The 21,576-nt window shown below is 35.2% G+C and carries 16 protein-coding genes and 1 pseudogene; 8 read left to right on the top strand and 9 right to left on the bottom strand.

The features are described from left to right. Positions 1 to 60: 60 nt before the first annotated feature. The 7 genes from purL (at position 61) to RRF69_RS09925 (ending at position 10,499) form a co-directional block, all read left to right on the top strand. Entirely contained in the window at positions 61 to 3,768 is a 3,708-nt protein-coding gene (purL, locus tag RRF69_RS09955; protein ID WP_316939636.1) for a phosphoribosylformylglycinamidine synthase, read from the top strand. A gap of 122 nt (positions 3,769 to 3,890) precedes the next feature. After that, positions 3,891 to 4,133 carry a hypothetical protein gene (locus RRF69_RS09950; protein WP_316939635.1) on the top strand — a complete coding sequence of 81 codons (243 nt, stop codon included), beginning with the start codon at positions 3,891 to 3,893 and terminating at the stop codon, positions 4,131 to 4,133. Continuing rightward, positions 4,130 to 4,681 (top strand): pentapeptide repeat-containing protein, encoded by a 552-nt coding sequence (locus RRF69_RS09945; protein ID WP_316939634.1) that lies wholly within the window; start codon positions 4,130 to 4,132, stop codon positions 4,679 to 4,681. The genes RRF69_RS09950 and RRF69_RS09945 overlap by 4 nt, the downstream gene beginning before the upstream one ends. Before the next feature lie 130 nt (positions 4,682 to 4,811). Beyond that, positions 4,812 to 6,569, top strand: a complete 1,758-nt coding sequence (locus RRF69_RS09940; protein ID WP_316939633.1) for a long-chain fatty acid--CoA ligase — start codon at positions 4,812 to 4,814, stop codon at positions 6,567 to 6,569. Positions 6,570 to 6,645: 76 nt separating this feature from the next. Then, positions 6,646 to 8,421: a long-chain fatty acid--CoA ligase gene (locus RRF69_RS09935; RefSeq protein WP_316939632.1), complete on the top strand. Its 1,776-nt coding sequence runs from the start codon at positions 6,646 to 6,648 to the stop codon at positions 8,419 to 8,421. Positions 8,422 to 8,866: 445 nt separating this feature from the next. Next, entirely contained in the window at positions 8,867 to 10,339 is a 1,473-nt protein-coding gene (locus tag RRF69_RS09930) for a hypothetical protein (protein ID WP_316939631.1), read from the top strand. A gap of 1 nt (position 10,340) precedes the next feature. After that, complete coding sequence (locus tag RRF69_RS09925) at positions 10,341 to 10,499, top strand: hypothetical protein (RefSeq protein ID WP_316939630.1); 159 nt, start codon at positions 10,341 to 10,343, stop codon at positions 10,497 to 10,499. A 124-nt stretch (positions 10,500 to 10,623) separates the two neighbouring features. Here RRF69_RS09925 and RRF69_RS09920 read toward each other — a convergent pair whose 3' ends face one another. The 7 genes and pseudogenes from RRF69_RS09920 to RRF69_RS09890 form a co-directional block, all read right to left on the bottom strand. Further along, the gene (locus tag RRF69_RS09920) at positions 10,624 to 10,866 is read right to left on the bottom strand and encodes a hypothetical protein (protein WP_316939629.1); all 243 of its coding nucleotides are present in this window, start codon (positions 10,864 to 10,866) and stop codon (positions 10,624 to 10,626) included. 390 nt (positions 10,867 to 11,256) lie between these two features. Continuing rightward, on the bottom strand, positions 11,257 to 11,733 hold the full coding sequence (locus RRF69_RS09915) for an Hsp20/alpha crystallin family protein (protein ID WP_316939628.1): 477 nt from the start codon (positions 11,731 to 11,733) through the stop codon (positions 11,257 to 11,259). 215 nt (positions 11,734 to 11,948) lie between these two features. Next, positions 11,949 to 13,607, bottom strand: a complete 1,659-nt coding sequence (locus RRF69_RS09910; protein WP_316939627.1) for an alpha-amylase family glycosyl hydrolase — start codon at positions 13,605 to 13,607, stop codon at positions 11,949 to 11,951. Between the two features lie 76 nt (positions 13,608 to 13,683). Continuing rightward, entirely contained in the window at positions 13,684 to 15,075 is a 1,392-nt protein-coding gene (locus tag RRF69_RS09905; protein ID WP_316939626.1) for an alpha-amylase family glycosyl hydrolase, read from the bottom strand. 6 nt (positions 15,076 to 15,081) lie between these two features. Further along, positions 15,082 to 17,463, bottom strand: a complete 2,382-nt coding sequence (locus tag RRF69_RS09900) for a TIM-barrel domain-containing protein (protein ID WP_316939625.1) — start codon at positions 17,461 to 17,463, stop codon at positions 15,082 to 15,084. Between the two features lie 10 nt (positions 17,464 to 17,473). After that, positions 17,474 to 18,607, bottom strand: a pseudogene (locus RRF69_RS09895) (cysteine desulfurase family protein). A 16-nt stretch (positions 18,608 to 18,623) separates the two neighbouring features. Next, positions 18,624 to 19,163: a Smr/MutS family protein gene (locus tag RRF69_RS09890; protein WP_316939624.1), complete on the bottom strand. Its 540-nt coding sequence runs from the start codon at positions 19,161 to 19,163 to the stop codon at positions 18,624 to 18,626. 69 nt (positions 19,164 to 19,232) lie between these two features. Here RRF69_RS09890 and RRF69_RS09885 point away from each other — a divergent pair, with 69 nt between their 5' ends. Beyond that, complete coding sequence (locus tag RRF69_RS09885; protein WP_316939623.1) at positions 19,233 to 19,865, top strand: hypothetical protein; 633 nt, start codon at positions 19,233 to 19,235, stop codon at positions 19,863 to 19,865. On the opposite strand, the gene ppk2 (RRF69_RS09880) is transcribed toward RRF69_RS09885, so the two are convergent. Next, on the bottom strand, positions 19,862 to 20,647 hold the full coding sequence (gene ppk2, locus RRF69_RS09880; RefSeq protein ID WP_316939622.1) for a polyphosphate kinase 2: 786 nt from the start codon (positions 20,645 to 20,647) through the stop codon (positions 19,862 to 19,864). The genes RRF69_RS09885 and ppk2 (RRF69_RS09880) overlap by 4 nt on opposite strands. Before the next feature lie 2 nt (positions 20,648 to 20,649). Further along, the gene (gene ppk2 / locus RRF69_RS09875) at positions 20,650 to 21,510 is read right to left on the bottom strand and encodes a polyphosphate kinase 2 (RefSeq protein WP_316939621.1); all 861 of its coding nucleotides are present in this window, start codon (positions 21,508 to 21,510) and stop codon (positions 20,650 to 20,652) included. Between the last annotated feature and the right edge of the window lie 66 nt (positions 21,511 to 21,576).

Genomic DNA, 21,576 nt, shown 5'->3' with positions numbered 1-21,576 from the left:
CTCCATTTTAACTAAAAAAAGTAAATTTGCTACTTAGAACAACACACCAAAAATAATAGAATGATTCACTTTTTCGGAAACACAGACAGTACAGTATTTGCTGTTCAAACAACAAAAGAATTACCCCAAACCTCCATTGCAAAATTAACGTGGTTATTTGCCAATCAACCCAAAATAGAAGTGTCTTCAATCGACGCTTTTTTTATTGGACCTAGAGCAGCAATGATTACTCCATGGAGTACTAATGCCGTAGAAATTACCCAAAATATGGGAATTAAAGGAATCATTCGAATTGAAGAGTTTACTTCCGTTTCTGAAGACTTTACAGATTTTGATCCAATGATTTCAGAAAAATTGAGCAGCTTGCACCAAGGGTCCTTTGACATCAACGTTAAGCCAGAGGCAATTTTAGAGATCGATGATATTGCTGCATACAATCAACAAGAAGGATTGTCGCTGAATGACGAAGAAGTGGCTTACTTGGAAGGTGTGGCAACAAAAATTGGAAGAAAATTAACAGATTCTGAAGTTTTCGGATTTAGTCAAGTGAACTCAGAACACTGTAGACATAAAATATTTAACGGAACTTTTGTGATTGATGGAGAAGAGCAACCCTCTTCCCTATTCAAAATGATCAAAGAGACGTCTAAACAGTTTCCAAACGACATCGTTTCTGCATACAAAGACAATGTTGCCTTTATCAAAGGTCCACAAGTGGTGCAATTTGCTCCAAAAACAGCAGACAAGCCTGATTATTACCAAACCACCGATTTTGATTCTGTGATTTCTTTAAAGGCAGAAACACACAATTTCCCGACCACAGTAGAGCCATTTAACGGTGCTGCAACTGGTTCAGGTGGAGAAATTAGAGACCGTCTTGCTGGTGGAAAAGGATCGCTTCCTTTGGCTGGAACAGCGGTTTATATGACTTCCTATTCTCGTTTGAACGACGCAGCTGATGGAGAGAAAAGCAAAAGACATTGGGAACAAAAATTTGAAGCAAGAGATTGGTTGTACCAAACTCCAATGGATATTTTAATCAAAGCATCCAATGGAGCTTCCGACTTTGGAAATAAATTTGGTCAACCTTTAATTACAGGTTCTGTACTTACTTTTGAGCACGAAGAAAATGCTGCTTCAAGTACTTCAAAACCTCGAAAGTTAGGCTATGATAAAGTCATCATGCAAGCAGGTGGAATTGGATATGGAAAAGCAGATCAAGCAATTAAAGACATTCCAAAAGAAGGAGACAAAATTGTCATTTTAGGAGGTGAGAACTATCGAATTGGGATGGGTGGAGCTGCAGTGTCTTCTTCAGATACTGGAGAATTCGCTTCAGGAATTGAATTGAACGCGGTGCAACGATCAAATCCAGAAATGCAAAAACGTGCTGCCAATGCCGTTCGTGGGATGGTAGAAAGCGACGATAATTTTATTGTATCCATTCATGATCATGGAGCTGGTGGACACTTGAACTGTTTGTCTGAATTGGTTGAAGATACAGGTGGAAAAATTGATTTGGACAAACTACCCATTGGAGATCCTACGCTATCTGCTAAAGAAATTATTGGAAATGAATCTCAAGAAAGAATGGGATTGGTCATTGGTGAAAAGCATGTAGAGACCTTACAGAAAATTGCAGAACGTGAACGCTCACCCATGTATACCGTTGGTGAAGTAACTGGGAACAACCGATTTACTTTTGCATCAAAAACCAAAGGCGATAAGCCGATGGATTTGGCTCTAGAAGACATGTTTGGTTCTTCACCCAAAACCATACTTACCGACACTACTGTAGTAAGAAGTTATAAAAATCCACGATACAAAAGCAAAAATATTCACAGCTATGTAGAACAAGTATTACAATTAGAAGCTGTTGCCTGTAAAGACTGGCTTACCAATAAAGTAGACCGATGTGTAGGGGGAAAAGTTGCCAAACAACAATGTGTAGGTGCTTTACAAATTCCGTTGAACAATGTCGGTGTAATGGCATTGGATTATAATGGTAAAGAAGGGGTTGCCACCTCGATTGGCCACTCACCAATTTCTGGATTAATTCATCCAGGGGCAGGAAGTAGAAATTCAATCACAGAAGCATTGACCAACATCATTTGGGCTCCTCTAAAAGATAATTTAGCCTCCGTTTCATTATCCGCAAACTGGATGTGGCCTTGTAAGAATGAAGGAGAAGATGCTCGTTTGTACAAAGCCGTGAAGGCAGTTTCGGATTTTTCTATCGAATTGGGAATCAATGTTCCTACAGGAAAAGATTCACTTTCAATGAAACAGAAATATCCAGATGGAGAGGTGATTTCTCCAGGAACGGTAATCATTTCTGCAGCTGCAAATTGTAGTGAAATCAGTAAGGTTGTTGAACCTGTTTTACAACTTGATGGAGGAAAAATTTACTATATCAATTTCTCTCAGGATGAGTTCAAATTGGGAGGAAGTTCTTTTTACCAAGCATTGAATGCCATTGGAAGCGATGCACCTGATGTCAAAAATGCTAAATTTGTAAAGAGTGCTTTCAATTCCTTGCAAACATTAATCAAAGAAGAAAAAATTGTTGCAGGACACGATGTCGCTTCAGGAGGTTTGATAACAACCTTGCTAGAAATGTGTTTTGCTGAAGTGCAAATAGGAGCCAATATCAATCTTTCATCACTGAATGAAGAAGATACAATCAAGGTCTTGTTTGCTGAAAACGCAGGAATTGTCTTCCAAGCAGATGCAGCTGTTGAAACGGTATTTGAAAAAAATAATATTGAATTTTTCACAATTGGTACAGCCAATTCAACAGGAACCGTTAGTATCCAAAATAATGAAACGCAATGTACCTTTGATGTTGCAACTTTGAGAGACCTTTGGTACAAAACCTCTTTCCTACTCGATCAAAGACAAACAGCAAACGGTTTGGCAAAAAATCGTTTTGAAAACTATAAAAAACAACCTTTACAATACCGTTTTCCAAAAAACTTTAGTGGAAAATTAAACGAGGTAGTAGGAAACGGCTTTCAAAGACCCAAAGCTGCCATTATTAGAGAAAAAGGGTCCAATTCCGAACGCGAGATGGCTAACGCCATGTACTTGGCTGGTTTTGAAGTAAAAGATGTTCACATGACTGATTTAATTTCGGGACGTGAAACATTAGAAGACATTCAATTTATTGGAGCAGTAGGTGGTTTTTCCAATTCAGATGTCTTGGGTTCTGCCAAAGGTTGGGCAGGAGCATTTAAATACAATGCCAAAGCAAACAAAGCCTTGAAAAATTTCTTTAAAAGAGAAGACACATTGTCTGTTGGTATTTGTAACGGTGCCCAGCTTTGGATGGAGTTGGATTTAATTTATCCAAAACACAAAGTGCATGGGAAATTAGTGCACAACGATTCTCATAAGCACGAATCTTCTTTTACTTCAGTAAAAATACAAGAGAACAACTCTGTGATGCTGTCTTCATTAGCAGGAACTGAATTAGGAGTATGGATATCTCATGGAGAAGGAAAATTCAATTTACCAGAAACAGAAGAAAACTATCATATCGTTGCAAAATACGGCTATGAAGGTTATCCAAACAACCCGAATGGCTCCGACTTCAACACGGCTATGCTTTGCGATGTTTCTGGTCGTCATTTAGTTACCATGCCCCATATAGAACGTTCTACCTTTCAATGGAACTGGGCAAACTATCCATCGAAAAGAAAAGATGAAGTCTCTCCATGGCTGGAAGCTTTTGTGAATGCACGAAAATGGATCAATACCAAAAAGTAATCGATTCTAGACAAAAATAAAAAAGCAAACTTTCATTAAAAAGTTTGCTTTTTTTTTAGCAACACTGTCACATCGTTCAGCATCTAGCGTCATTAAATTAGAAACTCTTTAAAATGAATCAAATGAAAACGAAAATTAGATTTGTAGGATTGTTAGTTCTATTCTTCGGAATCGTTAGTTATGGACAACAAAAAATTGAAGCTTCAAAAATCCTACAAGATATCAAAAGCGGAAAATCCATAGCCTACGAAAATGCAACTATTGTTGGTACTTTTGACTTAACGTTCAGAGAAGATGCCATTAAAAAAATCCAAAAAAGAAAAAAAGCTGGTTCAATTGGAATCAAAATGGAACTTCCAATGTGATTGAAAAAAACATCAAAACCAAGATTTCTTTTGTCAATTGCACTTTTGAAGACGACGTATTGGCATACATTCCAGATGAAAATTCAGGATATACTTATATCGCAAATTTTGAAGAGGATGTAATTTTTAAAAATTGCACCTTTGAACAAAAAGCACTTTTTAAATATTCCAAATTCAGTCAACATTCAGAATTCTCTGAATCGAAATTTAATGGTGATAGTTCCTTTAAATATGGAAAATTTGAACGAAAAGCACTTTTTGATAGCAGTATTTTCTACGAAATAGCCACCTTTAAATATGCGTATTTTAATAATCACGCCAATTTTTCGGAGGCAGTCTTTAAAGATACAGCCATTTTTAAATACGCAAAATTTTCAGAAGGAGTTTCTTTTAAAAATTCAAAATTTGAAGACAATTTAGATCTAAAATTTGCCATGATTGATGGTGACTTTAACATCAATGGAATGAGAGTTGCCTTTAATATCGAGAACAAATATACCCAAATCAATGGGCAGAGTTTTAGTAAATTCCTAGTCCATAAAAATTAGGGAAATCGAATAATTTCGTCCGTCTAAACACTCCATTTTTGAACTCAATATTTCTCGAGGTTCGTTTCATCAGAAGCGAACCTTCTTTTTGTGTGAAATTCTTTTCTTATATTGCTATAAATATTCCCCTATGAAACCGACCCGTCTTTTTGACTTTGCAGACTATCAGTTAGAAAACCATGCTCAAGAAAACTGTTTTTTGTACAAAGAAAATCAGCAATGGAAAAACATTAGCACCAAAAAATACATCGCACAAGCACATCAAGTTAGTGCCTCTTTGTTGGAATTAGGAGTTCAGAAAAACGATAAGATTGCCGTTATCACAACAAATAATCATCCAAATTGGCATATCCTAGATATTGGAGTGATGCAAATTGGAGCTCAAAATGTTCCCTTATACGCTACCCTTTCCGAAAAGGACTATGCCTATGTATTACATCATTCTGATGCAAAATACTGTTTTGTGTCAGATGAAGCCCTTTACGAAAAAGTACAGAAAGTACTCGATCAAACTCAGGTTCAAAAAGTATTTTATTTAAACGAAACCAATACAGACAACAGCTGGAATGCCTTTTTAGCTATCGCAGAAAAAAACAATCATACCGAAACGATTGCACAGTTAAAACAAAGTATACACCCCGAAGAGCTAGCAACCATCATTTATACTTCAGGAACTACAGGAACTCCCAAAGGAGTGATGCTTTCACATCGAAACATTGTAGACAATATCTTTAAAACCCATTCAGTACTATCCTTAGCCGAAAATCATAAAAGAATCATCAGCTACTTGCCTATCTGTCATATTTTTGAACGATCGGCTTCCTACTATTATCAATATTTGGGCTATCAAGTCTATTTTGCTGAAAGTATCGATCAATTAGGCGAGACCATTCGGGAAGTACAACCTCATTTTCTAGCAGTAGTTCCTAGGTTGCTAGAAAAAATATACGACAAGATTATCGCCAAGGGAAGTTTATTAACAGGCATCAAAAAAAACTTGTTTTTTTGGGCAATTTCTTTGGGAGAAAAATTTGAGCCTTATCATCAAAATGGGAAATGGTATGACTTCAAATTGAACATCGCACGAAAACTCATTTTTTCTAAATGGCAAGAAGCCTTAGGAGGACACTTAGAATTTATGCTCAGCGGAAGCGCTCCCTTGCAAGGACGATTGATTCGTGTATTTATGGCAGCAGGAATCCCCATTTTTGAAGGCTATGGAATGACCGAATCCTCGCCGGCAATAACCTTAAATGAGTTAAAAAATAATGGATTAAAGATTGGTACCGTAGGAAAAGCCCTTGAAGGGTTGGAACTTAAAATTGCAGCAGATGGGGAGGTTTTAATGAAAGGTTCAACAGTAATGATGGGATACTATAAGGAGGAGGAAATGACTCAAAAAACCATTATTGATGGGTATTTACATACAGGGGACATTGGAGAAATTGACGCCGATGGTTTTTTAACAATTACCGACCGAAAAAAAGAAATGTTTAAAACTTCTGGAGGAAAATATATCGCTCCAGCTGTTCTGGAAAATGAACTCAAACAATCTCGTTTTATAGAACAAATAATGATTGTAGGTGAATCGGAAAAAATGCCGGCTGCCATCTTGCAAGTAAATTTTGATTTCGCTAAAGAATGGGCACTTCGAAAAAACTTGGATACCACAACCATACTCACCAACCAACGGTTTATCGATCGAGTAGCTGAAGAAATTTATATTCACAATCAGAAATTCGGAAAGTGGGAACAAATCAAAAAGTTTGAAATCACTCCCGATGAATGGACCATTGAAGGAGGTCACCTTACTCCTACTATGAAAATGAGACGGAAAATAATTAAAGAAAAATACCAAGATTTGTATCAAAAAATATATAATTCTTAATTTTTTAATACAAATCTTATTCATTTGCGAATTCAAGAGAAATTTCCTAATTTGCCCTACACAAACAACAAGAAATATGTCCGCTGAAATTACACGAATATTTGATTTCCCTTACCATCAATTAGAAAAGTACAATCTGCCTTATGCTTTTTCAACAAAATACAATGGGAAATGGAAAACCATTTCCTCTCAAGAATACATCAACAAGGCAAATACAATCAGCAGAGGCTTGTTGCAATTGGGAGTTCAAGCCAATGATAAAATCGCTATTATTTCATCCACCAACAGAAGCGAATGGAATATCTGTGATATCGGAATTTTACAACTTGGTGCACAAAATGTACCGATTTATCCTACTATTTCTAAAGAAGACTACGAATATGTGCTCAATCATTCTGGAGCAATCTATGTATTTGTATCCGATCAGGAAGTTCTGGACAAAATTAATCTCATTAAAGGAAATACAGAGCTTAAAGGTGTTTATACCTTTGATGCCATTGAGGGTGAAAATAACTGGGAAGAAATAATAACCTTGGGAGAAGACATGAGTCTACAACCCCAAGTAGAAGAGCGAAAAAACAACGTACAACCCGAGGATTTGGCTACCTTAATCTATACTTCAGGTACCACAGGAAAACCAAAAGGTGTAATGCTTAGCCACAACAATATTGTGACCAATGTGTTGGCAAGTAAGAAAAGAGTTCCTCTAGCTTACGGAAAAGATAAGGCACTCAGTTTCTTGCCTGTTTGTCATATTTTTGAACGAATGATTTTGTATTTATACCAATACTGTGGTGTACACGTCTATTTTGCAGAGTCCTTAGAAAAACTTAGCGAAAACGCACAAGAAATCAAACCACAAGTGATGACCGCTGTTCCGCGACTGTATGAAAAGATCTATGATAAAATTATTGCAAAAGGAGCTGATTTGACCGGAATCAAAAAACGCTTGTTCTTTTGGGCGGTCGATTTAGGACTGAAATACGAACCTTATGGCGCAAATGGTTGGTGGTATGAAAAGCAATTGAGCTTGGCAAAAAAATTGATTTTTTCAAAATGGCAAGCTGCCTTAGGAGGTGAGTTGAAATTAATGGTTTCAGGTTCTGCTGCCCTACAACAACGATTGACACGGATATTTACTGCAGCAGGAATGCCAATTATGGAAGGGTATGGACTTACAGAAACCTCTCCCGTAGTTTCTGTAAATTGTGTGGAAGACGGTGGGTTCAGGGTAGGAACGGTTGGAAAGATTATCGAAAATGTACACATTAAAATTGCTGAGACCGGAGAAATTTTAGTCAAAGGTCCCAATGTAATGATGGGCTACTATAAAGACCCAGAAAAAACTGCAGAAGTCATTAAGGATGGATATTTTCACACAGGAGATAAAGGAGAAGTGGATGCAGACGGATTTTTAACCATAACGGGAAGGACAAAAGAAATGTTCAAAACCTCTGGGGGGAAATATGTAGTTCCACCTTTATTGGAAGGAGAATTGAAACAATCTCGATTTATAGAACAAGTAATGGTAATTGGAGAAGGACAAAAAATGCCAGCTGCCTTGATTCAACCCAACTTTGATTTTATTCGAGAATGGATCGATCGCAAAAAACTTTCAATAGGAAAAACGAACGAAGAAATCATTGCATCTCAAGAAGTCCAAGACCGAATTCAACAAGAAGTAGATCTTTGCAATACGCATTTTGGGAAATGGGAACAAATAAAAGTATTCAGACTTACCAAAGAAGAATGGACAATAGATGCTGGGCATTTGACACCTACCATGAAAATGAAACGTGCCATCATCCTAAAAATATACCAAGACCTATACGACGATATTTACTCAAATTAATCATTCAAAGCACTCCGATTGGGGTGCTTTTTTTTTGCTTTCCTATTCCCGTACTCACATCGCCACACAAAATCAATCTTCCTTTTAGTACTTTACTGTTATTTAAATTAAATAGCTTTTTCATTCAAGTACATGTGCTTATCTATAGTAAATGCTACACTATAAGATAAGGGTATATTTATATTTATTTTGTCATATTAAAAAAAATAATTAAATTGCATTGAGTACCCTACCTTTATAATAATTCGACAACACATACCTATTGGATATATATAATTGAATAGAGTGAGGAATAAATGATCCGAACAAACATACTGAAAATTGAAGTACAATATAGAAATCCAACATTTTTAGATAATATTAATAATAATCAAATTAAGATTTTTATTGTTTGGAAATTACAGAAGAATAATCAATATGAAACTGTTATGAAAAAGGAAAAACAATGTATAGAAAACAATTTTTATTAACAGACAAAAAATTAAGTCACCCTAATTTAGAACATAAACAAACTATTGAAAATTACTTTCTTTATCTTGGAGTAGATTCAAAATATGAGTTTATAAAAACTGAGTGTTCAGAATTTCATTTATTGGGATCAGTATACGATTGGGAAAATCCTGAATTTACAAATAAGCAAATACTTCAAAAGATTTCAGAAAATACAGCTATTGATAACATCATTAGTAATACTGATATATATTGTGGTGCATTCGTTTTAATTGTAAAACTTTTCGACACTATTTACATCTTTAATGATGCTTCTGGTCAAAAAGAAATATACTACGATGACAACTTTAGAAGCTTTGGGACTCAACCAAAATTATTAAGTTTATCAATAGAACCAGAGGAACATACAGATGCTGATGCAATAGCATTCTATCAATCAAAAACATTTTATAAAAAATGTCTTTTTGTTAGAAATACTACACATAAGAAAAATATTTTTCATCTTATGCCAAACCACCTTTTGAAGGTTAAAGATAAAATTGTTTTTCGTTTTTTCCCTAACCAAAAAATTAAAGAACTCCCTAATAGAGAAATTATCAAAAGAAGTGCAGAGATGCTAAAAGGATACATTTCATCTTTGGCGTTCCGGAACAAATTAAAAATGGCAGTAACTGGAGGTTATGATAGTCGTGTATTATTTTTATCAAGTTTAAATGTGGATTGTGAATATTTTATTTCAAAACACTGGAATATGAATAACTCTCATCATGATATTGATATACCAAAAAAAATCACAGCCCACTATAATAAATCATTTACAATTGAAGATGATAAAATCTGTACAACATCTTCTAAAAAAAATACTGCCTACATTAATGATATTGATTTCCCTAGATTTCTAAAAATGACTACTAAAAATAAAGAAAAATACATCTTTGTAAATGGGAATATTAGTGAAATATCACGAAATTATTATGGCTACTATAAAAGAGCAACAGCTAAAGATTTGTGTTTTTTAGAGGGCTATTCAAATTTAACTTTTGCAATTAATCAATACTTTGAATGGTTAAAGGACAAGGAACTATTTAAAAAAAATGGATATCACTACTTAGATATGTTTTACTGGGAGGAAAAAATGGGAAACTGGGCTGCAAAATCAAAAACAGAAAGTCACGCTTTGGGTAAAGATATAGTATCACCATTTAATTCAAGAGCGTTACTAAATCTTCTATTGAGTTCAAAACGCAGGTATAGAGACTCTCATTTCAACAAGTTATATGACCTTTTAATTTCAGAATTATCAGAAGGAGATCTAAAAATTATAAAAATGCCAATCAACCCATGTCGAAAACAAACTATTATTAGGTTTATGAAGTCTCTTAAAATTTACAATTTTTACAAGTACATCGTTTTAAATAGTAAAACAATATCATACCAATCCAAAAGAAAAATTTTCAAGAAAGCTTGAAATGACTAAACAAAGTATCTATAAAGAAATAAAACCAAGAGAGGAGCTCAAGGACTTTATTCGTTCTTTTTGGATGCATACAAATTGCACAGATCAAATAGAGAATACCACCATTGTTTCAGACTATTATTATAATATAGGTTGTAAAATCGTTCGATAACATTGAGAATTTCCATCAAGCTTAGAACTTTAAAAAAACAACCCTTATTAAGACACTTTAAGCATTTATTGAAATCACCTAAACATTAAATTGAAAATAAAATTCAAAAAAAGACGAAAACTAATTAGTTTTCGTCTGTAGGTTTGGTAAATTCTGAGTGATATTTTTCCAAAAATTTCTTCTGCCTAGCAATCATTTGTTGAAGAATTTTGTCAATATCCATAAAGTCCTTTCCAAAATCACTTCTAAAAAAATCATCGTTAAAATACTGTTTGCTAAAAAGTGAATCTTTAGAAAAAATGTCCTCAAACCTTTTATTGTCAAAATCGGAAAAATTGGTAAAGAATCTCGATTTAAAAGATTGCAATACACTATCTTTTTCTAAAGTTGAAAGATCATTGAATTTCCTGGATGATGACCATGAATAAATACTGTCATATCTAATTAAATTTCCTTGATCGTCATATTCCTTATCAACTTTCCAAGAACCTTTTGGCTGTTCAATTTTTTTTCTTCATTTTTAGTTGTATCTTTTTGCTGTCCATTGCAGCTGACACTTAACAAACTAATGATCATTACTAAAAAATATTTTTTCATCTCTTTAAATATTAGATTCAACTTAATTAAGGATTTGCTGTGAATAGTAACTTCAACAAAATCTCTCATTTTTAGGTTATTTCGATCTTAAATGAAATAGAGAGAAGACCGACGTATCGGTCTCCTCTATAGAATTCAATAAAAAAATTCAATGAATCAATTATGAAATCTTAATGCTTCTGATAGGCTTTTGTTTTGCCTCCTCTTTTTTAGGTAACTCAATACTCAAAATACCATCGTTATAGTTTGCATTAATTTTATCATCATTGACACTTTCAGGAAGAGTAAAAGTTCTTTTGAAAGAAGCGTACCCAAACTCCCTACGGGTATAATTTTCTTCTTTTTGCTCATTTTCTACCTTTGATTTTGTAGAAATTGATAATACTTGATTGTCAATATCAATATGGAAATCTGATTTTTTGAGACCAGGAACAGCCATTTCTACGATAAAAGCATCGGCAGTTTCTTTAATATTTACTTTTGGTAAAGTGATTCCAGTATTGAAGTTGGATGTAAATACTGATGGTAGGTCTCTATTAAAAATATCGTCCAACCAATTTGACAAAGTTGGGAAGTTTTGATTTAAATTACTGTTTGATAAACTTCCGCTTTTAGGAACATTAACTAAATTGCTCATAATTACAAAATTTAAATTAAACATTATTTGAAATTTGAAATCTTTATAGAATTTCAATTCTCTTCAAACAAAAAAAATACCAAATCATAAAAAACTGCATTTTATCATCCAATTTTGATTAAAATTGGGTCTTTAGCTGTCAAATTTTCAAAACATTGATCTTTTTTACTTTAAAAAATGTCAATTTGACATTTATATTTTACAATCTAAACTGATTACAAGACAGGAAGTTCTTCTAACAAGACAATTGCTGCGTTGTTGGTAAGACTAACTTCCCCAGCTATAACTGTAAGAGTTTGTTTCGAATAAGCATCTCTAAGCAGTGTGCCATCGTTAAAAAGAGAAGCAACTGGAATTGTTTTGTAGCCTATTGGAAGCTCCATACCCACAATGATTTTGTCGTTGTTTCGCACTCTCGAAAACACCAAACCTGAAGCACTTGCAATCAGTTCGTGTTTCCCTGCACCAACTGCTGGATGATTTGCTCTAAACTGACCAATTTTTTGCCAATGCTGTAAAATCGCTTGTGTTTTTGGATCAGTTTCGATTGTATTCCAGTTCATCAACGAGCGTAAGTTGGCATCTCCAGTTGCCGTTGGCACAATCAATTCTCTTGCAGATTCGTCACCATAATAAACCTGCGAAGTTCCTGGAGATAGCAGTAAGAGTTCAGCAGTTTTGATTGGATTATTACGCTCCCTATCAAAAGGCTGACCATCATCGTGAGAAGTCATATAGTTCAAAACACCATAATCTTTTAAACTACTGTTCAAAATAGAATCGTACATAAAAAACACGTCTTTTGTTGCCATTTGCTGTGCATTCCATTTAAGATCAAAATTGATCAAACTCTGAAAGGCATTGTCAAAATAATTTACTTTTTTATCCCCAAAATCATAGGTGGTTCCTGTCGAGATTCCATAGTTATAAACTTCACCAACTAAATAAAAATCGTTGCTGTCTAACACTTTTTCGGGATTCTGTTTCTTGTATTGAGCAAAAGAATAATCACATTCTTTACTAAATTCTTGCCAAACATATTCTTCTGCATGTTTAACAGTATCTACTCGATAGCCATCAATTCCAAATTCTGTAATATAGTCTGTAAGCCACTTCATGATGTAAAAACGAGGTGCTTTAGGATAGCCAGTTCTTGCAAAAAAGGCATCCAATTCCTCAACTTCTTGTTCGTACCTTCCTTCAGCTTTCCATTTGGCTATCAATTGGGGAGGCAGTGCTACATTTTCATTACTGTCAGTTCGAATATCTGGCAAATTTTTAACCAAGGTACAACTGGTCGTTTTTTCGTAATTGGAATAGTCACATTGTGGAGCTGTTCGCACCCAACTTTCTGGCCAAACGGGATCTTGGTCGGTCACGGGTCCAGTGTGATTGATGACTGCATCCAACAAAATTCGAATTCCATTTTTATGGGCAGTAGCGACCAATTCACTTAAATCTTCTTTAGTTCCAAAATTGGGATCTATTGCCGTCCAATCTTTGGTCCAATATCCATGATACCCATAACTTTTCCCAGTCCCTTCATCGGTTCCTGCATGAATTTGCTCTACTATTGGTGTTAACCAAATGGCATTAATGCCTAAATCAGTAAAATAACCTTCGTTTATTTTTTGAGTAATCCCTTTCAAATCTCCCCCTTTAAACCCTCTAAGTGTTGCAGCATCATCTTGTCGGTTAAAATGAACATCATTGGAAGGATCAGCATTTTGGAATCTATCTGTCAACAAAAAATAAATGTTTGCACCTTCCCAAACAAATTCCTTTTGGTTAGTTAAAGCAATCACTTGCTTTTCTGAAGTAGGTTTGCAGCTCATAAAAGCAACAATACTTATCAATACGAGTATTTTTTTCATCGTGTTTCTTTAGTTTTAATACGGCTACTGTTAGCTCTATTCGTCTTAGACATCTAGACAACTCAGTAAATTCTATTTAATTAATCAAAATTTTATAGGTAAAGGCCTCTAGAGAAATAGGTAAACCATTGATCTCCAAAGACGCTCCAGACATATAATCGGTAAAACTTCCTTTTTCTGAAAGCGTTACCTGTGAAGGTGTATTTGAAAAATTCGAAATCAAAAGTAGTGTTTGAGTTCCTTTATTTCTTTTCAAAACAAATACCTCATCGGTACTCTCCAACACCTCAAAAGTAGCTTTTTGCTTTCCACCATTCAAGGCTGAATAGTTATTTTTTAATTTTCCTAATTTTTCCAAGAGTGCAAACATTTTCCCTTTGGTTTTTGGAATCGAATCTTTCTCAAAAAATTTCAATCGATAATTTAAGTCATATTCTTGTCCTGAATAAATTAAAGGCATCCCCGGTAAAATATAGCTTACTACTGTCATAAGTTCCGCCTGAGCTCCCATTCGTTCTTGAATAGTACCACTCCACGAATTCTCATCGTGATTGGTAACAAAATTCATTAAGATATCGTCTTCTGCATAGCGCTCTGAATAGGTTCTGTTGATATAGGTTTTCAAATCTTCTATGGTTTTTTCTCCTTTTGCCAAACTGTTCATCAGATGATGTCCATCCCATGCGTATGCCATATCAAAAAGAGAATCTTCCATCAATTCAGGTTCCCATGCTTCTGCCAGCATAAAAATATCTTTTTCTGCTCTTAATTCTGGGATGGCTGTCTTCCAAAAAGAAGTGGGGACTGACCCTGCAACATCGCATCGAAACCCATCAATATCTTCCTGTTGGATCCAATATTTCATTTCCGAAATCATCTGTTCTCTCATTTTCGGATTGTCGTAATTCAAATCTGCGGTATCGGTCCAATCGGTATCTTTTGGGTGAATAACCTGCCCTTCTTCGTTTTGGGTATAATAATCTCGATGTGTCGATAACCAAGTATGGTCCCAACCCGTATGATTGGGAACCCAGTCTAATATCACATAAATCCCATGTTCGTGAGCTGTAGTTATCAATTCTCTAAAATCTTCGATGGTTCCAAATTCTGGATTAATTTTCGTGTAGTCTGAAATTGCATAATAACTCCCCAAATATTTCGATTGTTCTTCCAAAGGAAACTCAGAAGCAAACTTGCTATCGGCTCCTCCAGTTGCTTTTCGATTGGTTTGTGATATTGGAAAAATTGGCATTAGCCATAAGATTTTAACGCCTAATTTTTTGAGTTCTGGGATGTCTTTTGTAAATTTTTCAAAAGTCCCCTCTGGGGAATACTGACGGATATTTGCTTCATAAATAACAGCAGTTTCTAAATCTGCTTTGGAAATAGCAGGCATCATCGATACCTCTTTTTTGACACAAGCCATTACAACAATTGTCATTAATCCAATGGAAAGTAGTTTTTTCATGAATGATTAGTTACGAGTTAGTTTTATTTTTAATGTTCGGTTTACATTCCATTGCAACGGAATACTGAGGATGTTTTCTTTTTGAGCAATGCGTACTCTTTTACGCCCTACTTTAATTTTTTTAGGCTGCCAATCAATATTGTGGAGAATCAATAGCACTTCTTTTTGCTTCGGGTTCCACTGAGCGCCAAATGTAGCTTCAAATTGAATTTCTAAGCATTTTTTTGTCAGCTCAGCTTCAAATGTTAGCAATTCATATTTTTCGTTCTCAAAAGCATTCGAAAGTGCCCCATCATCTGTATACAATTGTCTTTTACTCTTGGTAACTGAGGCATCGTGATAATAGTGTAACTCAATCGTATTGGCATCGTACTCATCAGTAGATTGCATCGATGTTGCCATAGGGATAAAAGCCCCTGCTCTCACAAAAGTAGGAATTGAATTTTCAAACACATCCACACTTTTTGTCTGTCCACCTGCGATTTTGGCATCGGTATAAAAATCAAACCAAAAAGCTGTTTTTGGAAAATACACTTCTTGTTTTTGAGCGCCTGCAGTTAAAATAGGTGAAATCAAAAAATCGTCTCCCCACAAGTAGGTTCTCGAATTAGAACTGAGTGCTTTGTTATTGGGCTCTTCAAAAAATAAAGGACGCATCAACGGAGTTCCATGTTGATTGTTTTGAAATGCCAAATTGTAATTGTAGGGCAATAATTGGTATCGCAATTCGATTGCTTTTTTCGCCAATTGTTTGGTAGGTTCGCTTCTGTAAACTGGCTCGCTAGCAACTTGTTCTTGAGCATGAGGTCTGAAAACAGGCTGAAAAACGCCATATTGCAGCCACCGTGCGTAAAGCTCGTCATCTAGATTTGCACCTGCAAACCCTCCTAAATCGGAATGCATATACCCCAAACCTTGCATTCCCATTTGAAGAGCTATTTCTGGTTGGGAGTGTAATCCTCCCCAACTTCGACTCACGTCTCCTGACCAAGGAATCATACCAAAACGTTGAGAACCAGCAGCTCCAGCACGCATTAAAATAAAAGGTCTTTCTGTTGGGAACTCTTTTTGGTAGCCTTCAAAGATCAATCGAGCCCAATCATGTCCGTATCGGTTGTGCACTTCATCTGCTGTCCCAGTTTCGTGTAACAAATCACTCGGATGCACTTCGGGCTCTCCCAAATCGCCCCAAATTCCTTGAGCTCCCAAGTTTCTTAAATCCTTATAAATGTTCCAAAACCATTGTTTTCCCTCTGGATTGTAAATATCAATCAAACCTGTATTTCCAAAATAGAAATCATAGATATACGGACTTCCATCTGCCTTTTTTCCCAATATTTTTTTAGCAGACGCTTCTTCCCATTTTTTTGAAGTAGTCAATACAAAAGGCTCAGTGATTAAAACTGTTTTGATTCCTTTTTTTCTAAACTTAGAAATCATTCCCTTCATGTCTGGAAAAGAATCTTTGTACACTTCAAAATTCCCTAAGGTTCCCTGAATCTCTTTTCCAAACCAATACAAATCCAAAACTACAGCGTCTACAGGGATTCTTTCTTCATGAAACTTTTGAATAGTCGCTTCCGTCTCTTCTTGAGAATGATACCCAAATCTGCTAGAAAAATTACCAAAAGTCCATCTGGGAGGTAAAGGTTGTTTTCCTGTCAAATCGGTATAAGAATCGATGAGTGCTTTCCAAGAATCTCCTACGATAACTTGATAGGTTTTGCGTCCTGAAATGGTTCCATAAGTCAAGGTATTGTCCTGCTTACTATCCAAGTCCAAGTACCCAATCGGTGCATTGTCAAAATGAATCATATACATTTTAGAAGAGAGAACAATAGGTAAGGTAAAATTCATCAGCTCAGAATGGGACTCATACCCATAGTGTGCTCTATTGTAGAGTTGCATGCGATTTCCTCTTCGATTCATTCCCAAAGCTCTTGCTCCACCTCCATACAACACCTCATCTTGGTTCAAATTAAGTTCAATTTTCTGGTGTACTGAATCTCTAGAATAGCCTAATTTTTCAGAGCTAATGAGCTTCTTTTTATAAAAATACGAGATTTTAAAGGGCAGTTTTTGCACCTCCACTCGTATCCCTTTTGAAGTGAAATTAAGATTTTCTGAAGTTTCTTTGAAACGGACCTTATGTCTCTTCGGAGTTAAAACTACCGCATGGGATTGTTTGTTTTTCAGCTCACCCTTAGGGATAAAATTTGTTTCTACAATTGTGGGGGTGTAAAACTGAATGTAATAGTCCCCGTCATTCACTTTAATTTCTAATAAATTCTCTTTAGACACACTGGCACTTTCAAATATTCTCAGTGCATTTTGGGCAAAAGAAGAAAGAGAAGTGATTATTAGTAGGAATCCGAATGTGTATTTCATCTGAGCTCAGTTATACAATTTCTTGTAGCTTTAAAATAGTTGCATCAATTTCTTGTTGTGTGGTATACTTTGAGAATGAAAATCGAATTGAAGTCTTCGTAACTTCAGTAGCACTTAAAATCTCTTGCAATACATGAGAGCCGTTCTGACTACCACTTTGACATGCACTTCCCCCCGAGACGGCAATTCCTGCCATATCTAGGCTAAAAAGCAACATCTCATTTTGAATCGGAAAACGAACGTTTAAAAGAGTGTAGGTGCCTTTATCTGGATCAGAGGAATGCCCATTAAACTGAATCCTTTTATCTAATTTTTGAAGTTCAGCAATAAAGTAGTCCTTGATCTTCAAAATATGTTGCTGATCCTTTTCCATTCCAGCAATCGAAATTTCCAAGGCTTTTTCCATACCTAAAATACTGTGCACATTTTCGGTACTAGACCTTGCGCCTCTTTCCTAGTCGCCTCCGTGAAACATGGGCATAATACCAAATCCTTTTCGGAAATAGGCAAAACCAACTCCTTTAGGTCCATGAAATTTATGTGCGCTTGCTACCATAAAATCGATAGCTGTTTTTTGGAGATCCAACGGATAATGCCCAATCAATTGTACGGTATCTGAATGAAATAATGCTGCATATTTTTTACATAAAAAAGAGACCTCTTCAACGGGTAAAATAGTTCCTACTTCGTTGTTGATGTACATTAAACTCACTAATGTTTTTTGCTTAGAAGAACTTAATAGCGTTTCTAAATGATGCATCTCTACAGATCCAAATTCGTCTACATGAACATAGTCAGTGCTAATGAGTCCCAATTGTTGAAAGTGCTCTACCGTATGTAAAACAGCATGATGTTCTGTTTTTGCAGTAATGATTCGCTGTACCCCTAGATGCACGACTGCATTGTGTATGATCAGGTTGTCTGCCTCTGTACCTCCTGCGGTGAAAACAATTTCACTTGAAGAGATATTAAATTGATTTGCAATGTTTTTTCGAGCCGTTTCAACTGCTGTCTTGGCTTTTCTACCAAATTGATGGGTTGAAGATGGATTTCCAAAAGTATCTTGCATGGACGCATGCATCACATGAATGACTTCTGGATCGATGGAAGTAGTGGCTGCATTGTCTAAGTAAATTAAATTCATTTCACAAAAATAGGAATTAATTAGGGTTTTGGAATATATATACTTCGGTTGCGCCTAAACCGTATTTTTTGTAAGAAGCATCATAGTATTTTACAGGATATTTATTGAGTAAAGAATTGAGTTCTGATTTTAAAACCCCTTCTCCAACACCATGAATAAAGACAATTTTTGAAATTCTTTTTTGAATTGCATATTCCACTTTACTCCTAGCGGTATCTATTTGTAGAGTCAGCATATCAAAGTTATCCATCCCACGAGTAGACTTTGTCAATTGGTTTATATGCAAATCAACCTCCAAAATCACTTCGTTTTTGTCTTTAACAAAAAAAGAAGGTTTCTTTACTTGCTCCTGCATTTTCTCTTTGAGTAAAGGGTGATTGATATCTGAAAATTTCGAAATTTCAAATTGATCTTCTTTGACCAATACCAATTCTTTTGCTTCAAAATTAAACACCATGCCCTGAGTATCTCGAATCGAAACAGTGGTTCCGTTTACTGAAACAACTTCTCCTTTTAATACATCATCTAAAACAGCCACTTTTTGACCAATTTTCATAGAATTATTTAACTTTAAATTAATTTTGACCTTGAATATTATGTCTTATTTTTGCACAAAAATAACAAGATGCTAAAGACTTCAACTACTTCTCTTCAAAATTTCTTTGAAAATTCCTATGCTACACTGTCAATCTCTAAAGAGAGGTCTGAATTATTAAACAATATTGCAAATACCCTTGCAGCAATATACCAAAAGGAGGGAACGGTTAATTTAAACTTTATTTGTACCCACAACTCTCGTAGAAGTCAATTCGGTCAAGTTTGGTCTTATTATGCAGCAGCCTATTTTGAGCTCAACATCAATGCGTTTTCTGGAGGAACAGAAGTCACTGCTTTTTTCAAAAATACAGTAAACACATTACAATCGGAAGGGTTTGAATTTGAGCTTCTCAATTTTTCCCATGAAAACCCCAAATATTCAATTTCATTTAAAGACGCAAAAAAATCAATTCTAGGCTTTTCAAAATTGTTTGACGATCCTGAAAACTTACATCCTTTTATTGCAGTTACTACTTGTAATAATGCCGACGAAAACTGTCCTTTTATTCCAACAGCATCTCATCGTTTTCATCTTCCTTTTGTAGACCCAAAATTCTCTGATGATTCTCAAGATCAAGACGCTATTTATGAAAAGACCAGTCAACAAATAGCAGGCGAAGTGTACTATATATTTACAAAAATGAAATCTAAATTGTCTTAAATTTCTGTATTTTTATCGTACGGTATGCTTGCTAAAATGTGTTTGATCACATTAGAACGTGCTTCTGTTTTTCTATTGGCACGAATAATTTTCCAAGGAGATGCCTCAGTATTGGTTTTGGCAAACATGGCTTTTTTATACTCTGTATAATCATCCCAAAGTTCTTGTGCTCTTTCATCTACAGCAGTCATTTTCCATTGTTTCAAAGGATCACTTTTAATATCTTCAAAACGTTTTGCTTGTTCTTTTTTAGAAATTGACATGTAAATTTTAACCAAATGAATTCCCGATTCTAAAATCATTCGTTCAAAATTATTCACTTGATTCATAAAAACTTCATACTGTTTTTGGGTACAGAAACCATTTACAGGCTCTACCACCGCCCTATTGTACCAGCTTCTATCGAAAAAGACCATTTCTCCAGCTTTTGGGAATTGTTCTACATACCGTTGAAAATACCATTGCGTTTGCTCGTCTAAGGTGGGCTTTTGCAAAGCAACAATTCGCATATGTCTTGGATTGATTCGTTCTGTGGCTCTTCGGATTGCTCCCCCTTTACCGGCAGCATCTCTTCCTTGAAATAGGATGATAATTCGTTCATTTTTTTCAATGGCCCACTTTTGCAAACGGATAATTTCTGTTTGCAGTTTTATCAATCTTTTTTCGTAGTCTACAAATCGGATGGCTCTTTCTGTACTGAGTGGTTCTTTGGACAATAAGGCCAAAAGTCCTTTATTGGAGTTCAGTTTTTTAAGGTCTAATTCTGTCAATTTATTTTCCATGATTAATCCATTTGAATATTAGAGCGAAAGTAACGCATGACAATGTTTGGATCAGGAGTTAAGGTTGTCGCTACCGTCCCTTTATCATCATAATCGAATTGAGATAGTACGTGTCGGATAGTCTCTAAACGTGCTGTCTTTTTATCGTTGGTTTTGATTATCACCCAAGGACTATATGAGGTGTGTGTTTTTGAAAACATTTCTTCTTTGTAGTGCGTATATATATCCCATAATTCTTGTCCTTTTTGATCAACAGGGCTAAACTTCCATTTTTTCAAAGGGTTGATAATTCGATTACTAAAACGCTTTAATTGCTCTTCTTTCGATATTGAAAGCCAAAACTTAATAATAATCAACCCATCCTCATACATCATGTGCTCAAACTCTGGAACTTGTACTAAAAATCCTTTGTATTGCTCTTTACTACAAAACCCCATCACGGGTTCCACTACAGCTCTGTTGTACCAACTTCGATCAAAAAAAACAATTTCTCCAGGATTGGGTAATTCTTTAATATATCGTTGAAAATACCATTGTCCCTTTTCAATTTCTGTCGGTTTGTTTAACGCGACAGAACGTGTTGACCTCGGACTCATATGCTCCATAAACCGTCGAATGCTCCCCCCTTTTCCTGCAGCATCTCTTCCTTCAAAGACCACAGCAACTCTTTTATTGTTTTTAGAAACCCATTGCTGAAGTTTAACAAGTTCAATTTGTAATTGTCTTAATTCTTCATTGTACAAAATAGTTTTTTGTACTTTTGAAAATGAAATGTTTTTTCTTTCTAAGGCATCTAACAAGTCTTTGGTTGTCGAAATCCTTTCAAAATCTTCTGCTGTTAGTTTTTTTTCTTCTTCAATCATACTAGATAATTAATGGTCTAAAGTACTTCGTTTTTTTAATCTAATTGTTCTATTTTAATGAAATTA

Source organism: Polaribacter sp. HL-MS24, assembly GCF_032758595.1.
GTDB lineage: Bacteria > Bacteroidota > Bacteroidia > Flavobacteriales > Flavobacteriaceae > Polaribacter.
The sequence above is the reverse complement of the archived record's forward strand: the minus strand, read 5'-3'. Positions and strand labels throughout refer to the sequence as shown.

Excerpts from the sequence above, each read along its gene's own strand:
- ppk2 (WP_316939621.1), bottom strand. The coding sequence starts at position 21,510 with ATGATTGAAGAAGAAAAAAAACTAACAGCAGAAGATTTTGAAAGGATT.
- RRF69_RS09935 (WP_316939632.1), top strand. The coding sequence starts at position 6,646 with ATGTCCGCTGAAATTACACGAATATTTGATTTCCCTTACCATCAATTA.
- RRF69_RS09915 (WP_316939628.1), bottom strand. The coding sequence starts at position 11,733 with ATGAGCAATTTAGTTAATGTTCCTAAAAGCGGAAGTTTATCAAACAGT.
- RRF69_RS09925 (WP_316939630.1), top strand. The coding sequence starts at position 10,341 with ATGACTAAACAAAGTATCTATAAAGAAATAAAACCAAGAGAGGAGCTC.
- RRF69_RS09905 (WP_316939626.1), bottom strand. The coding sequence starts at position 15,075 with ATGAAAAAACTACTTTCCATTGGATTAATGACAATTGTTGTAATGGCT.
- RRF69_RS09910 (WP_316939627.1), bottom strand. The coding sequence starts at position 13,607 with ATGAAAAAAATACTCGTATTGATAAGTATTGTTGCTTTTATGAGCTGC.
- RRF69_RS09950 (WP_316939635.1), top strand. The coding sequence starts at position 3,891 with ATGAAAACGAAAATTAGATTTGTAGGATTGTTAGTTCTATTCTTCGGA.
- RRF69_RS09900 (WP_316939625.1), bottom strand. The coding sequence starts at position 17,463 with ATGAAATACACATTCGGATTCCTACTAATAATCACTTCTCTTTCTTCT.
- ppk2 (WP_316939622.1), bottom strand. The coding sequence starts at position 20,647 with ATGGAAAATAAATTGACAGAATTAGACCTTAAAAAACTGAACTCCAAT.
- purL (WP_316939636.1), top strand. The coding sequence starts at position 61 with ATGATTCACTTTTTCGGAAACACAGACAGTACAGTATTTGCTGTTCAA.
- RRF69_RS09940 (WP_316939633.1), top strand. The coding sequence starts at position 4,812 with ATGAAACCGACCCGTCTTTTTGACTTTGCAGACTATCAGTTAGAAAAC.
- RRF69_RS09885 (WP_316939623.1), top strand. The coding sequence starts at position 19,233 with ATGCTAAAGACTTCAACTACTTCTCTTCAAAATTTCTTTGAAAATTCC.
- RRF69_RS09890 (WP_316939624.1), bottom strand. The coding sequence starts at position 19,163 with ATGAAAATTGGTCAAAAAGTGGCTGTTTTAGATGATGTATTAAAAGGA.
- RRF69_RS09930 (WP_316939631.1), top strand. The coding sequence starts at position 8,867 with ATGTATAGAAAACAATTTTTATTAACAGACAAAAAATTAAGTCACCCT.